This window comes from Dyella sp., assembly GCF_035685805.1.
GTDB lineage: Bacteria > Pseudomonadota > Gammaproteobacteria > Xanthomonadales > Rhodanobacteraceae > Dyella_A.
In genome coordinates this window covers 29,249-43,523 of sequence record NZ_DASSAB010000038.1, presented here as the reverse complement: position 1 = coordinate 43,523, position 14,275 = coordinate 29,249, and the positions used below count along the sequence as shown (strand labels likewise).

The window sequence follows — 14,275 nt, the reverse complement described above, 5'->3', positions numbered from 1 at the left end:
CATGCGCCTAGACAAAGTAACTCTCGGAAGTCCCAAAGACAGCCCGACGCATCGGTTCAAGAACCTGAAGAATGTCACCATCGACTTCGACCAGGATCACTGGGTGACGGTGGTCATCGGTTGGAATGGCACAGGCAAATCTAACGTCCTCGAAGCTATCGCAATCATATTTCGAGATCTCATAGCTAAGAAACGGATGCCTGAATTTGTCTTTCAACTGGCCTATCGCATGGGCAACGGGGACGCGACCATGCATATACACATTGATGCGGATCCGGACCGCAAGAAAGAACCGTTCGTCATCCATGTAGCGACCGATGCGGAAGCCCGAGGTGAAGGCACCTTGATTTCGTCCTTTGACGACCAGGAACAAATTTCGGCCAAGCGAGGCAAGAAAATCAAGTTAACCGCACTCCACTCGGACGAGCACCTCTATCTGCCGCGCTACGTGTTCAGCTACTACTCAGGCGAGAGCCTGCGCATGCACGACGTGTTCCGCCCTTATCTGGAGAGCTACGACAACAAGCTCAGAAATGGCGAAGATCCTGGCCTGAAGCGCTTGTTTTATGCCATGCCGGTGCACAGCCAGTTCGTACTGTTGGCTTTCCTAATTCAGCAGTCCGACGTGGTTCGAACGTTTCTCGATAAGCATCTTGGACTTGATCCTGATGAGGGCATTGAGTCAGTGCTGTTTGTGATCAGGCAGCCACCGTGGAAGTCTAAGGCCTCGGATGGTGATCCGCGCTTCTGGAATGCGCGCGGCGTCGTGCGAGATTTTCTTGCACGCCTATACGATATTGCCCTGGCGCCCATCGAGATCAGCCGGCGCATATCCACATCCATTTGGAACAAGCAAACTCTACAGTTCAAATACCTGTACGTGAAAGATATCGGCGCGCTACGGCGTTTGGTGGGCGATCAAGCGCCAGCGCAATTTTTCCGAGACCTGGAAAGCACGCATGTTTCAGAGCTAATCGAAGAGGTACGCATCCGCGTTCGCCTCAAGAAGAACGATAGCAGCGTAACGTTTCGTGAGTTAAGCGAAGGCGAACAGCAATTACTGACGGTATTGGGACTTCTTCGCTTCACCGCCGAAAACGAAAGCCTCTTTTTATTAGATGAGCCCGACACTCACCTGAATCCGCGTTGGTGTGTGGACTATCTGAACTATCTAAAATCGTTTGTTGGCCATCACAGTGACGCGCGAGACAACAGCCATATTGTGTTAACCACTCACAATCCGTTAGCGATTGCGGAGCTTGTCAAGGAGCAAGTACAAATTTTGTATCGTGAGCCGGAAGCACACAGTGTGATTGCCGAAAATCCTGCTGTAGATCCAAAAGGAATGGGCTTCGCCGGCATCGTTACCAGCGACATGTTCGGATTGGGCTCCAGCTTGGACAAGCCAACAAATGATGACCTGCTGGCGCTACATCAGCTCTCCACGAAAGCACAAGCTACGCTCAGCGCGCCTGATCGAGCTAAGCTCGCGGAAATTCGTGAGCGACTGAAAGGCTTGGACTTCAATTTTGCATCGCGAGATAGACTGGAACAGGAATACCTTCGAGCTAGATTCGATCTGGCATCCGACGCGCCGATTGATGGCGCCATTGTGACCCCAGAAAACAAAGAAAGAGCCCTCGGTGCTCTGGTGCAGAGTCTCCTTCACAGATTGCGGGAGGACGAGGGTTGATCTTCATCTCCATACCCGCGCCTCCTCTCCTGCCGCCTCGATGGAATACGGTCTACAAAGTGCGGTCTGCAGCCTTCGGGGCCTTGGCTACGCATGAGCTTAGATCCAACTATCTAGGAAAGCACAGCAGCTGGAAGCAGCTAAAGAAATGGCTTTCACATATCAGCAGAAACAAGTGTTGGTATTGCGAAGCAAAAAGCACGCGGGCACCGCTCGATGTTGATCACTTTCGGCCCAAATTGCGCGTCACAGTGGATGGCATCCCACTCGTCAACTATGACGGCTATTACTGGCTCGCATACGAATGGTCGAACTTTCGCCTTTCATGCCAGCGATGCAATCGACCTGAAAAAGATGACAGCGACACCTTGCGTGGCAAGGCCAATGAGTTCCCGATCCAAGATGAGGCGCGCCGTTGGCAGCCTGCATCGGACCCTCTGGAAGAAGAGTTCCCGAGGCTATTGGATCCGTGCAACCAAGGTGACTGCGCGCTATTGGCAGACTGCACTGACGGGGAGGTTAAGCCAAGCGCGCCCGAGAATACCTGGGAATTCGATCGCGCTAAATACACAATCAGAAGGCTTGGCTTCAACGAATGGAATACACCTGAGAGTAAGCGAAGTCACTGGCAAACTCTGAGTCTCCTGCTTGACTGTTTTGAGCACGAGGCTCCTGCAGCCGTCGTTGACAAACTAAAGAATTACCTTTCCCCTGATCAAGAATATTCGAGCTTTTTCCGATCCGCCATTGGCTCATATCGCGATAGGGCTTGGGTAGAGGCGCTTCTATGAACAGCAACACCCTCGTCCAGAAGATTTGGAACTTTTGCCACACCCTCAAAGACGACGGCGTGGGCTACGGCGACTATCTGGAACAGCTCACCTACCTGCTGTTCCTGAAGCTGGCGCACGAGTATGCGCAACCGCCGCACAACCGCGACACGCACATCCCGCGCAGCTGCGACTGGACCACGCTGAAGAGCAAGACAGGCGAGCCGCTGGAGGCGCACTACCTCACCGTGCTGCACAAGCTCGGCGAGGAGCCGGGCATGCTGGGCGCGATCTTCTTCAAGGCGCAGAACAAGATCCAGGACCCGGCCAAACTGAGCCGGCTGGTGCAGATGATCGACGCGGAGAACTGGCTGAGCCTGGACGCCGACGTGAAGGGCGACCTTTACGAGGGCCTGCTGCAGAAGAATGCCGAGGACACCAAGAGCGGTGCCGGCCAGTACTTCACGCCGCGCGCGCTGATCGACGCCATGGTGGAGTGCGTGAACCCCCAGCCGCTGAAGACCGTGGCGGACCCGGCCTGCGGCACGGGCGGCTTCTTTCTTGGTGTGCATGCGTGGCTCACGCGGCCGGGCATGAACCTGGACCGGAAGCAGGCGCGCTTCCTCCGCCATGAGACCTTCCACGGCAACGAGATCGTGCCCGGCACGCGCCGCATGTGCCTGATGAACCTCTTCCTGCACAACATCGGCGAGCTGGACGGCGCCCCGTCGGTGGAGCGCTCCGACGCGCTGATTTCCGAGCCGTACAAGACCTTTGACTACGTGCTGGCCAACCCGCCCTTCGGCAAGAAGAGCAGCATGACCTTCACCAACGAGGACGGCGAGGAAGACCGTGACGCACTGACCTACGAGCGCCAGGACTTCTGGACCACCACATCTAACAAGCAGCTCAACTTCCTTCAGCACATTGTCTCGATGCTCAAGATCACCGGCCAGGCCGCCGTGGTGCTGCCGGACAACGTGCTGTTCGAAGGCGGTGCCGGCGAGAAGATCCGCCGCAAACTGCTGGAAACCTGCGACGTGCACACCCTGCTGCGCCTGCCCACGGGCATCTTCTACGCGCAGGGCGTGAAGGCGAACGTGCTGTTCTTCGACAAAAGGCCCGCCAGTCCGAAGGCTCACACCAAAGGCGTGTGGATCTACGACCTGCGCACCAACAAGCACTTCACCCTCAAGACCCGCCCGCTTAAGCGCGAGGACCTGCAGGACTTCATTGACTGCTACCACCCGGCCAACCGCCACCAGCGCAAGGAAACCGAGCGCTTCAAGTACTTCGACTACACGACGCTCGTCGCCCGCGACAAGGCCAGCCTCGATATCTTCTGGCTCAAGGACGACAGCCTCGACAACCTCGACAACCTGCCGCCTCCGGACGTGCTGGCGCAAGAGATCGTGGAGCACTTGGAATCGGCGCTTAGGTCGTTCCGAGACGTTGCTGCGGCGCTGCCTCGCTCGTCAGATCTCTGAAATCCAACAGTCATTCATTGACGGAGACATTTCATGGCCACGGAACTCACGACTGACGAAGGGCTGCGCCAGGCATGCGAATCGGCGAGAGCTAAGCGCTCACCCGAGTCACATACAAACTGGACGGCAAAGCTATCTCAGCATCTGCGTCGGGTTAGCGAGGTAGGCCATGAAGAATTCCTTACGCCTGCGTTCCAACAATACCTCTGGGAGAACGAGTCGATCTCGGCAACCGGCATGGGACACGTGGATGTGTCGGAGATCATCAAAAGCACCGAGATCGCTGAGCTGCTCTGGAATGTGAAAAAGATGGCTCTCCCGAGCGATCCCGGCCAGAGAGCAAAAGCACTGGCTACAGCCTGGGATGAACTACTTGCCCTCATCGGAAAAGCAGGAGGCCGGATACCTTGGCTGAAGATGTATCGAGTCTTCGCCGCGCTGCACCCGCGTGATTTCACCACGATTGCCCACCACAAAAAACTCAAGCAACTCGCACGCACGATGGGCGTAAGCAAGGGAGTCGAACATCCCTTGATGCTCCATAGGCACGTGCTCGATCGGCTGGATATCGCACTTGGCACAGCTAGTGAAAGCGATGCGCAATGGCTGGAAAGGATGACCCTGCCGTGGGATTTGTATGTAACCCATGTCCAGGATCAGGGGGACGAGGCTACTTCAGTGGCAGGCCCAGTGGCCGGTGAAGAAGTACTTAAACCATTGCCTGCCGACCGCAGACGGCGGGGTATGCTGGCCATTGGCGGATCCTTGCCGACCGTGCGGGCGATGATCGAATTTGCAAAGGACGGCTGCAAACGAGAGGACTTTCACGACCACATTCTCTCCATCAACCCCAAACTGGCCCCACGATCAGTTGGCACGAACATCAACGCACTCATCGCCGAATGGGGCGTACTGAAGGCATCCGGCGACGAGCTCTCCCTCACACCGCGCGGAGAAGCATTTCTCGAAACCGGAGATCCCGAAGAGGTTGCCGACTGGCTGCTGACCCGAATTCTCGGCTTCGACAACGCGCTCTATCTGCTTCGGGATGGCCCCCGCCCGCAGAAGCAACTGATCCTTGACCTGCAACAGGTTAACCCCGGGTGGACAAGCAGCTTCGCCCCAACGGCCATGATCAATTGGATCAAGGCCATGGATCTTGTCGAGCTGACAAAACCCGGCATCTTGGAGCTCACTGAGCGCGGCCGTGAATGGGCCAGCAAGATCCATTGGAGTCCGGGCGCCCTCCCTCCCCTTGAGACCGTCAAACCCCCCACCAAGGCTCCGAATGGCGCTGCAAGCCAAGCCTCGGAAGAAGCGCCTGACAGCACCTATGCAAAGCCCAGCCTAAAAGAAATTGTGGGAACCTTCCCCACCGGTGTTCTGTTCAACGACACATTGGTGGGGCGCCTGGATGCAGGTCTCTGGAGTCATCAACGTCGGCACTTTGCTGTGCTTACCGGACTGAGTGGCGCAGGAAAGACGCTGCTCGCATGCAGCTACGCACGCGGACTCTGGTCAAATGAGCCCGACTCGGCCAACGATAAGGGCCTGCTCGTGGTCCCAGTTCAGCCTGGGTGGCACGACCCGGCAAGCCTGCTCGGATTCGTGAATCCGCTGGATAGCCAGACTTATGTTCGAACCCAGTTTCTTGATTTCCTTCTGGAGGCCTCTCTCGATCCAGACCGTCCGTACACCGCGATCCTCGATGAAATGAATCTCTCGCATCCAGAGCAATATCTGGCTCCGCTGCTATCGGCGATGGAAACGGGCAAGGCGATCGAGCTACACGCTCAGGGAGATGAGGTGGACGGGATACCTGCGCGAGTCGCCTACCCGAGTAACCTGTTTTTGATCGGCACCGTAAACATGGATGAGACCACCCATGGCTTGAGTGACAAGGTGCTCGATCGTGCATCGGTTATCGAGTTTTGGGACATCGACATAAGTCAGTACCCGAGCTGGGCGACGAGTGGCCTCCAAGCAGAGCAAGTACAAAGGATTCGAGAGACGCTTCAGCAACTGATGGAAGCGCTTCGCCCGGTGCGTCTCCATTTCGGCTGGCGAACCATCGATGATGTGCTTGGGTATATCCGTGCCGCTCTCGATGGTGGGTTCATCGGCTTTGATGAGGCCTTCGACCACGCCATCTACTCGAAAATTCTCCCCAAGCTGCGGGGTGAGGACACGCCTAGATTGCAGCATGCCTTTAGGAGTGTTCAAAAGGTTCTCCACGAGGCATCGCTGCTCCAATCTGCGGAAAAGGTAAAAGAGCTACTGGATGACTTGAACCATCTGGGCAGCGCCCGCTTCTGGCGGTGAGTCCAACGACATGTTGCGGTGCCTTGACAACAACGGTGAACCCATCGAGATCAGCGATTCGAAGCTCTGTGCAGGATTTACGGAGCGTGGGCGCTACTACTTTCTTGGCGCACCTTCCGACGCTCAGCTTTTCATAGACGATGAGGCCTTGCGCCCTACTTTGCACGAAGGTGAAACCGCTTTCTTGTGGGAGCCGGGATTCTTCGCTGGCAACGTCGTCGCCGAACTGGCCGACGGCAGCGGCAACGTCGCCTCGACATTTCTGCTCGATGTGTCTCCGAGCCAGCACAAGCTGGGGCGAGTTCAGTTCGATCAGATGATCGATGAGCTGTTTTCCTTCGACCCGCAGCTGGTTGCGGGTACCGAAGCTGCGCAAACCAGTGTTGGTGCCATGGGTGACGCCAGGAATCCGCACCTGGAATACGCACGACTAAGGCGCTACGGCCCTGAGTTCTTGGCATCACTTCAAGTCGTCGCCGCAAAGCCACTGACAAGACTCTGCTCTGAACGTGCTCTCCGAAAGCCTAATCAAGCGAAGCGAGTTGACCCACATACCATCCGAAGCGCCCTTACGAGTCCCGGCGCCTTAGCGCTGATGCGCGGAACAGCCGCCTCCGAAGCCATCGATGGCTCGACGCTCCTGAACGTACCGATTGCCTATGACGGACTCGACAACCCGGCAAATCGGACTATGTCCGCCGTGCGACAAACGGTAATACGGCGAGTCCGCCTGGTTTCAGAGGCACTTCGGTTAGCAGTCGAGAAGGAACAGGAAAGCCAGACGAGAACCGCATTGGCACCTCGCGTTGAAAGGCGGCTTCTGTTCCTCAAGAGCCTCGACAGGTCACTGCGACGGCTCGACAAGATCAATCCGTTCGCATCGACTAGTCGATGCGAGATTTCCGCAGCCGGACTCAACGCTGTCTCCGCGCACCCTGCGTACGCCCGTGCCTTCCGCCTAGCGTGGCGCGTCTTGCGCGCTGGCTTGGCTGGGGACAATCGAAGCGACAATCTCTGGATAAGCCCTTCCTGGGAAATCTATGAGCGCTGGTGCTTTGTCAAAGTTATCCAGATCGTCGAGAAGCTGCTCCCCGACATCTCATGGCATCCCGTCTATTCACGGTCAGGCGGGGAGGATCAACTCGACTACAAAGGGAACCTTGGAAACGTCGCCGTTCAAGTCTTGCTTCAACCGAAGTTTCCAGCATGGGACCAACCCTCCTTCCAGGGATTTCAGAGCATTTCTGGCCTTCGAATTCCGGACATTGTGGTTACGCTCAAGTCACCAGAGAGAAGCGCCTTTCTCGTACTTGACGCGAAATACCGAACTAGTCGCCAAGGCGTTCTCGACGGCATGCAATCGGCACATCTTTACAGCGACTCCCTGCGATGGAATGGGCTGCGTCCCCAGCTTTCGCTTCTCCTGATTCCGAGATCAGGGGGAGCCGAGTGGTTGGAGGCGCGCAGCTTCCTCACGGAACACGGTGTCGGCGTCGCGCCGTTGGGCGTGGCTCAGGATGATGGCGAGTTGGCCGAAATTCTCGAGAACTTTTTCAGCGCAGGCTCTTAGCTGTAGTGGAGGTCGCGGAACCTGCAACAGATCTGCGACGCGCCACCTCACATCGAAGTATCCACGTAGTAGCGTCCATGCTTAAAAACCGTTACTCGCAGAGGCCTGAAGTGCGAGACGATTCGCCCAAGAGGAGACGGAACCATGATCTACAAGAAGCAAACATCCAAACCCCTCGCCCAGGCCGTCGAGGCCATGCAGGCGGCAGTGAAGGCGCACGGATTTGGCGTGCTGCACACCTACGACTTCAAGCAGATGCTGGCGGACAAGGGGTTTGCGCTGGCGAACGGCTGCATCGTGATGGAGGTGTGCAACCCGAAGCAGGCGTCGGAGGTGCTGGCGATGGACATGACGCTGAACACGGCGCTGCCGTGCCGGGTGTCGGTGTACGAGCAGGACGGCGCGACGTGGATCGGCATGGTGCCGCCGACCGAGCAGCTGGCGCTGATTTCCAGCGACCCACGGATTGCCGAGGCGGCGCGCGGGGTGGAGGCGACGATGAAGGCGATCATCGACGAGGCGGTCTGAGCTGTCGCAGAAACGGTGGCCGGTACCGCGCCGGTCTGCCTCATGCCTATCCTCCCCGGAGTGACCCACAGCGCTGGCAGGCGAACCATGGGGCACAAAAAAGCCCCGCAACGCGGGGCTTTTTTTCTGCTGCCGTGCGGGTGCTGCAGGACATGCAGGCCAGCGAGGCCGTGCGCGTCCACACAGCATGGGCTGGCTGCCTAGCTGCCGCGAGTAGGAGCGCCCGGCGGCGGGTCCATGCCTTCCCCCTGGTGGCCTGAGCGGCCCTGCCCGCTTTCGCGCTGCTTGCGCTCTTCGACCCGCGCTTCGCGATCGATGGCGGTGCCGCCGCTCTGGGTGTCGCGGTCGGACTGCAGATCCGCGTCGATGGCCTCCGGCACGATGGATGGATCGGCATCATTGGAACGACCGGAAGCCTGGCCGGTGACGTGCGGTTTCATCTGGCCGTTGCCACTGCGGCCACCGACGCTGCCGGGGCCGCGGGTAGCCTCGCGGGATTCACCCTCCACCTGCAGCTGTTCGCGCTCGGCTTTTTCGCGGATGGCGTCGAACTGGTTTTCGTTGGGAATGTCGCGCTGGTGAATGTCGACCATGGCGGTCTCCTTCGTTGCGATGGGCTGACACTCATTGTGTGGCTTGGCGGGTTGGGCGGTTGTGGAGGATTGGGGGTTGGGGGTGGACTTGGTGTTCACAGGGGCGCAGGGGTGGCGGCTTTTCTCCCAGGGGCGCGGCGAGCGCCCGGCCTCACCCCAGCCCCCCGATCAGGTCGAGGGCAGGCTCTCTCCCCGAGGGGAGAGGGAGAAAAGCGTGCGCGGTGCAGCAAAGAAAAAGCCCCGCGATGCGGGGCTTTTTCGTGTTACATCAACGGGGCTGATCAGGCGAACGGATCGTCCAGGATGATGGTGTCGTCGCGGTCGGCGCCGGTGGCGACGAGGGCCACGCGGCAACCGGACAATTCTTCCAGCGAGCGCAGGTAGGCGCGTGCGGCGGGCGGCAGCTTGTCCCACTCGCGGATGCCGGCAGTGGACTCTTCCCAGCCCGGGAACTCCAGGTACACCGGCTTGCACTCGTCCCAGCCGTCCGCGTCGAGCGGAGCCAGCTCGCGGCGCTTGCCGCGGTACTCATAGGCGATGCACACCTTGATGCTGGGCAGGCCGTCAAGCACATCGAGCTTGGTGATGGCCAGGCCGTTGATGCCGTTGATCTGCACGGCGCGCTTGAGTGCGACGAGGTCGATCCAGCCGCAGCGGCGCGGGCGGCCGGTGCTGGCGCCGAACTCGCTGCCGACCTTGCGCAGGCGCTCGCCCATGGCGTCGTTGAGCTCGGTGGGGAACGGGCCGGAGCCGACGCGCGTGGCGTATGCCTTGCAGATGCCCAGCACGTAGTCGATGTCGCCCGCGCCCACCCCGGTGCCGGCCAGTGCGCCGCCGACGGTGGTGTTGGACGAGGTGACGTACGGATAGGTGCCGTGGTCGATGTCCAGCAGCGCGCCCTGCGCGCCCTCGAACAGGATGTTGCCGCCTTCCTTGCGCACGTCGTGCAGGATGGTGGCCACGTCGTCCACCATCGGGCGGATGAACTCGCTGTAGCTCAACGCCTCGTCCAGCACGGTCTGGTAGTCCACCGGCTCGGCGCTGAGCCACTGGGTAAGGATGAAGTTGTGGTACTCCACGGCGGCCTTGATCTTCTCGGGCAGCTCGTGCGGGTACATCAGGTCGGCCACGCGGATGGAGCGGCGGGCGACCTTGTCCTCGTACGCCGGGCCGATGCCGCGACCGGTGGTGCCGATAGCCTTGCCGCCGGCCTTGATCTCGCGCGCCTTATCCACGGCGATGTGGTACGGCATGATCAGCGGCGTGGCGGGGCTGATCTTCAGGCGCGGGCGCACGTTGACGCCGTTGGCCTCCAGCTCCTCGATCTCGTGCTTGAGCGCGGCCGGCGAAAGCACCACGCCGTTTCCGATCAGGCACAGCGCGTCGTCGCGCAGGATGCCCGAGGGGATCAGGTGCAACACGGTCTTCTTGCCCTTGATCACCAGCGTGTGGCCGGCGTTGTGGCCGCCCTGGAAGCGCGCCACGGCGCTGACCCGCTCGGTCAGCAGGTCGACGATCTTGCCTTTGCCCTCGTCGCCCCACTGGGCACCAAGAATGACTACTGACTTGCCCATGATCTTCTCGCTGATTGATGCACCCCGATCGGCGGGGCGGTCTGGTCGTTACTGCCGGTGTTGCCACGGCCCTGGCGCTTGCGACGTCGCGGTGCCGTGTCCTGCACATGCTTCAGGAGCCACCGCGCCCCGGGTCACCGGGGCGACGGGCCGAATCGGTCGGCCCGCCAACTCGTCTGAAGCGCGTTGCGGAACGGGTTCTCAGCGCTTGCCGGCGCTCTGGAAGTACTTCAGGAACGGATCGTCCGGCTTGACGATGAGTACGCCCTTGCCGTCGCTGAAGGCGTGACGATAGGCCTCCATGGATCGGTAGAACGCGAAGAACTCCGGGTCCTGCGCGTACGCCTGGGCGTAGATGACCGCGGCCTGGGCATCGCCCTCGCCGCGCACCTTGGCTGCGTCGCGCTCGGCGTTGGCTTCGAGGATCTGGCCCTGGCGGTCGGCGTCGGCCTTGATCTTCTCGGCCATCTGTTCGCCGGTGTAGCGCAGCTCGTTGGCCAGCTGCAGGCGCTCGTTCTGCATGCGCTTGTAGACCGAGTCGCTGACCTCGTCGGGCAGGTCGATGCGCTTGATGCGCACGTCCACCACGCGGATACCGAGGTTCTTGCGGGCGGCGGCGTCGGTCTGCTCGCGCACCTTGTCGGTGATGTCCTTGCGCCCGCCGGCGATCAGCTCCTGCAGGGTGCGGCCGTTGAACTCGAAGCGCAGCGCGTTCTTGACGATGGGGCTCAGCCGCTGGGCAGCCTGCAGCGGATCGCCGCCGGTGGCGCGGTAGTAGTCGGCGTTGTTGTCGATGCGCCACTTCACGTAGAAGTCGACGTTGACGCTCTTCTTTTCGGAGGTGAAGTAGCGCTCCGGCTGCGCGTCCATGGTGAGGATGCGGTTGTCGAACCGCATCACCTGCTGCACCAGCGGCAGCTTGAAGTGCAGGCCCGGCTGGTCGCTGGTGCGCTCGATGCGGCCGAACTGCAGCAGCAGCGCGGTCTGACCTTCGCTCACGATGTACATGCTGCTGAAGCCGATCAGCACCAGCAGGACGACGAGGATGCCCGTAGCGATCTTCATGGCTGGGACTCCTTGGTGGTGGCATCGCCGGTGACGGTGACACCGGCGCCGGTCGTGCCGCTGTCGAGCGTGTTGGTGCTCTGGCCCAGCGGCAGGTTGATGATGTTGCGTCCGCCGGAGCCGTCGACCACCTTGGGATTGGTCGCCATCACCTGCTCCATGGTCTCCAGCCACAAACGCTGGCGGGTGACCTCGGGGGCGGCCTTGTATTCCTTCAGCAGCAGGTTGAAGCGCTCGGCGTCACCGGTGGCGCGGGCGATGCGCTCGGCCTTGTAGCCGTCCGCCTGGGCGGCAATGCGCGAGGCCTTGCCGGTGGCCTGCGGCACGATCTGGTTGGCGTAGGCATAGGCCTTGTTGACCGAGCTCTGCTTGTCTTCGCGGGCGGCGTTGACGTCGTCGAAGGCGGCCTTCACTTCCTGCGGCGGCGCCACGTTCTGGAAACTCACGTCGGTGACGATGAGGCCGGCGTTGTAGCTGTCGAGTGTGCGCTGCAGCGCGTCGCGGGTCTGTTGCTGGAGGGTCACGCGGTCCTGCGCGGGCGGCTTGCTCGCCGGCGCCGGTGCCGCCGACGCGATGCTGGAGGCGCCGGCCGGCAGCGCCTCGGCCGCCGCCGCGGCGTCGCCCGGGCTGGTGAGGATGTCGTCCATCGAGTGCGCGCCCACCACCGAGCGCACGGCGGCCTCGGCCGCCTGGGCCAGGGTGTCCTCCGGGTTGCTGGTGGAGAACAGGTAGCGTCGCGCGTCGGACACCTGGTACTGCACGTTGAAGTTCACCGCGATGATGTTCTCGTCGCTGGTGAGCATGCGCACCTGGTCGGACATGGAGCGGATGCGCGTGGTCTCGACCTTGTTGACCGTCTCGATCGGCGCGGGGAGCTTGAAGTGGAAGCCCGGCGACAGCGTGCGGGTGTACTGGCCGAAGCGCAGCACCACGCCGGCCTGGCTGGTGTTGATGATGGTGTAGCTGCTCAGCAGCAACACCGCCAGCAACAGCGCCAGCACGATGGTGAAGATGCCGCCGCCGCCACTGCCGAGCCGCCCGAAGCGGGCGCGCAGGCTCTTGAGAAACTGGTCGACGTTGGGCTTGCTGCCGTTCTGGCGATTCTTGCCCCACGGATCGCGCTGCCCGTTTCCGGGTTCGTTCCAGGCCATGGTCAGTCTCCTTGGGGCCGCTGGGAGGCCGGCAAAAACAGCCGGAACACAGGTGTTGGGGATGGGGTCATGACGCGTTTCGGGTGCTGCTGCCGGAGCGGCCGGCCGTGCCGCATGCATGGGCACAAACGGCGACGATTCTAGCAGAGCCAACCGCGCGTTGCCCGCTCAGGCGGCGGCCTCGCCGGTGCGCTGGAGCAGCTCGCGCAGCAGCGTGGCATCGACGTCCGCGCCGCCGCTGAGCGGCGCAATGACGCTGCGCGGAGCATCGATGTCCAGGTGCCAGCCGTCCTCGTCCACCCGCTCGCCGGCAATGGCACCGGCCGCCTTGAGCCGGGCGTGCAGGCGCCCGGCCGAGAGCGGCAGCTGCAGCGCGGATTGCACCCGCTCGCCGCCGAGCAGTTCGCCCAGCGCCTCGCGCAGCAGGTCCAGCCCCAGCCCCTGCGCGGCAGAAAGCCACACCGTCACCGGGCGGCCCTCGCCGTTGCGGTCGATCCGCGGCGCCATGTCGAGCATGTCGATCTTGTTCATCACCTGCAGCTGCGGGATCTCGCCGGCGTCGATCTCCTCCAGCACGCCATCGACCACCCGGTGCAGCCGCTCGCGGTCCTCGTCGGCGGCGTCGCACACGTGCAGCAGCAGGTCGGCATCGCGCGCTTCGGCCAGGGTGCCGCGGAAGGCGGCCACCAGGTCATGTGGCAGGTCGCGGATGAAACCCACGGTATCGGCAATCACCGCGGGGCCGCAGCTGAGGTCGTCGACCTTGCGCACGGTGGGATCCAGCGTGGCGAACAGCTGATCCGCCGCGTAGACGCCGCCGGTGGTGAGCGCGTTGAACAAGGTGGACTTGCCGGCGTTGGTATAGCCGACCAGCGCCACCCGCGGCACCGTGTTGCGCAGGCGTGCACGGCGCTGCTGGCCGCGCTGGGTCTGCACCTTTTCCAGCCGCTTGGTGAGCTGCTTGACCCGCTCGCCGAGCAGGCGACGGTCGGTTTCCAGCTGGGTTTCGCCCGGGCCGCGGTTGCCGATGGCACCGCCGCGCTGGGCGTCCAGATGGGTCCAGCCGCGCACCAGCCGGGTGGCGATGTGCTTGAGCTGGGCCAGTTCCACTTCCAGCTTGCCTTCGTGCGAGCGCGCGCGCTGGGCGAAGATGTCCAGGATCAGCCCCGCGCGATCGACCACGCGCACGCCGAGATGCTTTTCGAGGTTGCGCTCCTGCACGGGGGTGAGCAGGTGGTCGACCAGCACCACGTCCGCCTCGACCGCGCGGGCCATCTCGGCGACCTCATCAGCCTTGCCGGTGCCCACGTAGAAGCGCGGGTTGGGGTCTTCCACGCGCGCCGCGACGGTGCCGAGGATCTCGGCGCCGGCGGACTTCACCAATTCTGCGAACTCGTCGGCGCGACGCGCCGCGTTGCCTTCGCTGCGCGAATGCGGAAGCACGAGCAGCGCGCGGTCGCCTTTTTTCTGTCTGTCAAACACGGGTGCGGGGATGTCCTGCCGGGCAAACCCCTGTCATGGG

11 protein-coding genes are annotated in these 14,275 nt (G+C 61.7%); 6 read left to right on the top strand and 5 right to left on the bottom strand.

Going from position 1 to position 14,275, the window contains the following annotated elements; genetic code table 11:
* Position 1: 1 nt before the first annotated feature.
* The 6 genes from VFG40_RS09970 to VFG40_RS09945 all read left to right on the top strand — a co-directional run bounded on the left by VFG40_RS09970 (position 2) and on the right by VFG40_RS09945 (position 8,370).
* On the top strand, positions 2 to 1,693 hold the full coding sequence (locus VFG40_RS09970) for an AAA family ATPase (RefSeq protein ID WP_324897200.1): 1,692 nt from the start codon (positions 2 to 4) through the stop codon (positions 1,691 to 1,693).
* The gene (locus VFG40_RS09965) at positions 1,690 to 2,484 is read left to right on the top strand and encodes a hypothetical protein (RefSeq protein ID WP_324897199.1); all 795 of its coding nucleotides are present in this window, start codon (positions 1,690 to 1,692) and stop codon (positions 2,482 to 2,484) included. Before VFG40_RS09970 ends, VFG40_RS09965 begins: the two co-directional genes overlap by 4 nt.
* On the top strand, positions 2,481 to 3,950 hold the full coding sequence (locus VFG40_RS09960; RefSeq protein ID WP_324897198.1) for a class I SAM-dependent DNA methyltransferase: 1,470 nt from the start codon (positions 2,481 to 2,483) through the stop codon (positions 3,948 to 3,950). Before VFG40_RS09965 ends, VFG40_RS09960 begins: the two co-directional genes overlap by 4 nt.
* A 33-nt stretch (positions 3,951 to 3,983) precedes the next feature.
* Complete coding sequence (locus tag VFG40_RS09955) at positions 3,984 to 6,272, top strand: McrB family protein (protein ID WP_324897197.1); 2,289 nt, start codon at positions 3,984 to 3,986, stop codon at positions 6,270 to 6,272.
* 10 nt (positions 6,273 to 6,282) lie between these two features.
* A complete protein-coding gene (locus VFG40_RS09950) occupies positions 6,283 to 7,842 on the top strand; it encodes a DUF2357 domain-containing protein (RefSeq protein WP_324897196.1) in 1,560 nt (519 codons plus the stop codon).
* 144 nt (positions 7,843 to 7,986) lie between these two features.
* A complete protein-coding gene (locus tag VFG40_RS09945) occupies positions 7,987 to 8,370 on the top strand; it encodes a DUF302 domain-containing protein (RefSeq protein WP_324897195.1) in 384 nt (127 codons plus the stop codon).
* Positions 8,371 to 8,570: 200 nt separating this feature from the next.
* Here the strand turns inward: VFG40_RS09945 and VFG40_RS09940 are convergent, their stop codons facing one another.
* The 5 genes from VFG40_RS09940 to hflX all read right to left on the bottom strand — a co-directional run bounded on the left by VFG40_RS09940 (position 8,571) and on the right by hflX (position 14,235).
* Positions 8,571 to 8,963 carry a hypothetical protein gene (locus VFG40_RS09940; protein ID WP_324897194.1) on the bottom strand — a complete coding sequence of 131 codons (393 nt, stop codon included), beginning with the start codon at positions 8,961 to 8,963 and terminating at the stop codon, positions 8,571 to 8,573.
* 281 nt (positions 8,964 to 9,244) lie between these two features.
* On the bottom strand, positions 9,245 to 10,537 hold the full coding sequence (locus VFG40_RS09935; protein WP_324897193.1) for an adenylosuccinate synthase: 1,293 nt from the start codon (positions 10,535 to 10,537) through the stop codon (positions 9,245 to 9,247).
* 201 nt (positions 10,538 to 10,738) lie between these two features.
* On the bottom strand, positions 10,739 to 11,602 hold the full coding sequence (gene hflC / locus VFG40_RS09930; protein ID WP_324897192.1) for a protease modulator HflC: 864 nt from the start codon (positions 11,600 to 11,602) through the stop codon (positions 10,739 to 10,741).
* The gene (hflK, locus tag VFG40_RS09925; RefSeq protein WP_324897191.1) at positions 11,599 to 12,753 is read right to left on the bottom strand and encodes an FtsH protease activity modulator HflK; all 1,155 of its coding nucleotides are present in this window, start codon (positions 12,751 to 12,753) and stop codon (positions 11,599 to 11,601) included. The genes hflC and hflK overlap by 4 nt, the downstream gene beginning before the upstream one ends.
* Before the next feature lie 168 nt (positions 12,754 to 12,921).
* On the bottom strand, positions 12,922 to 14,235 hold the full coding sequence (hflX, locus tag VFG40_RS09920) for a ribosome rescue GTPase HflX (protein ID WP_324897190.1): 1,314 nt from the start codon (positions 14,233 to 14,235) through the stop codon (positions 12,922 to 12,924).
* Positions 14,236 to 14,275: the final 40 nt, after the last annotated feature.

Excerpts from the sequence above, each read along its gene's own strand:
- VFG40_RS09955 (WP_324897197.1), top strand. The coding sequence starts at position 3,984 with ATGGCCACGGAACTCACGACTGACGAAGGGCTGCGCCAGGCATGCGAA.
- hflC (WP_324897192.1), bottom strand. The coding sequence starts at position 11,602 with ATGAAGATCGCTACGGGCATCCTCGTCGTCCTGCTGGTGCTGATCGGC.
- VFG40_RS09935 (WP_324897193.1), bottom strand. The coding sequence starts at position 10,537 with ATGGGCAAGTCAGTAGTCATTCTTGGTGCCCAGTGGGGCGACGAGGGC.
- VFG40_RS09950 (WP_324897196.1), top strand. The coding sequence starts at position 6,283 with ATGTTGCGGTGCCTTGACAACAACGGTGAACCCATCGAGATCAGCGAT.
- hflK (WP_324897191.1), bottom strand. The coding sequence starts at position 12,753 with ATGGCCTGGAACGAACCCGGAAACGGGCAGCGCGATCCGTGGGGCAAG.
- VFG40_RS09945 (WP_324897195.1), top strand. The coding sequence starts at position 7,987 with ATGATCTACAAGAAGCAAACATCCAAACCCCTCGCCCAGGCCGTCGAG.
- VFG40_RS09940 (WP_324897194.1), bottom strand. The coding sequence starts at position 8,963 with ATGGTCGACATTCACCAGCGCGACATTCCCAACGAAAACCAGTTCGAC.
- VFG40_RS09970 (WP_324897200.1), top strand. The coding sequence starts at position 2 with ATGCGCCTAGACAAAGTAACTCTCGGAAGTCCCAAAGACAGCCCGACG.
- VFG40_RS09960 (WP_324897198.1), top strand. The coding sequence starts at position 2,481 with ATGAACAGCAACACCCTCGTCCAGAAGATTTGGAACTTTTGCCACACC.